The sequence below is a fragment of the Mycobacterium sp. 4D054 genome, assembly GCF_052245755.1.
Lineage (GTDB): Bacteria > Actinomycetota > Actinomycetes > Mycobacteriales > Mycobacteriaceae > Mycobacterium.
Genome location: NZ_JBQQCF010000146.1, coordinates 1 through 1,037, shown reverse-complemented (window position 1 = coordinate 1,037; position 1,037 = coordinate 1). Strand labels below are relative to the sequence as shown.

Below are 1,037 nucleotides of genomic sequence, written 5' to 3'. Positions count from 1 at the left end.
GTACGGCAGTAATGCTTGAGCCCTGAAGCATGCGTGACCCCGAACGGCCACCGCGTCGTATGGTCGACATCGCAGCGCTCCACCGGGGCGTCGCAACCCGGGAACCGGCAGGTCAAATCCCGCCACTGCAGGAAATCCTTCAACCCGGCCGAGGGCCGATACCCCTGCTCCGGTGCGGCGGCAGGCAATCGCACCGGCGTGAGCTTCGCCGTCTTGGCCGCGGCACGAACCTCCTCGGCCGGCAGCACCCCGAACCCCGACAGGTATCCCGCCCTATCGCCGTCTCCGTCCACCGTGGCCTGCTCGGCAAGGATGTGGATCACCACCTGCGCCGCGGACTCCCGCAGCACCCCCGCCGCGCAATCCTGGGCGCCGCACTCACAAATCAGACTCGACTCCCCCCGCCCCAACGCCCCCGCCGCGTCGGCCCGCAGATTGTTGTGCGAGCGCGGGTCATTACCGCACACCGTGGCAGCGATCGCCTCCAGACGCTGATCCAGCGCCGCGGCATCGCGGGCATTGAGCACTCCCCCGGCAAAGGCCATCCCCGGCACATCCGGTGTCACATCAAAGTAGCGGTTGTCCTTGGCCACCGGCGGCACCCGCACCGCAGCCGGATCGAAATCGGCCACATACAGATCCACCCGGTCCCGAAGCTTGTTCTTGGACAACCGCATCCACCGCGACAACCTCGCAGCGATGGCTTCATCGAGAGCGCCGATCACGTCGTCCTCAACGTTCTCGGTGCGGGTCAGCACCGTCTGCACCATGCGGAAATCGACATCGCCACGGGCGAACGCTTCGGCGACCTTGGGCAACCGGGTGTACAACGACACCGCCATCTGCACCTGGTTCCTGGACCGAGACCGGCTGATGTTCTGCGCGGCCGACACCTCAGCCGCCACCGCCTCATACACGTCGGTGTGATGAAAGCCGGCATCGGCGTAATCGCGCTGGCGACAGTGGAACAACACAGCCACAGCTTCAAGCCGCTGCGCGATCGCCGCCGACTCGGCACGCGCCGCCGAACCCATCGC

The 1,037-nt window shown here is 66.9% G+C and carries 1 protein-coding gene; it reads right to left on the bottom strand.

From position 1 onward, the window contains the following. Nucleotides 1-1,037, bottom strand: a 1,037-nt coding sequence (locus ACTWP6_RS30310; protein WP_443189639.1) for a 13E12 repeat family protein, incomplete at both ends; no start/stop codon positions are given.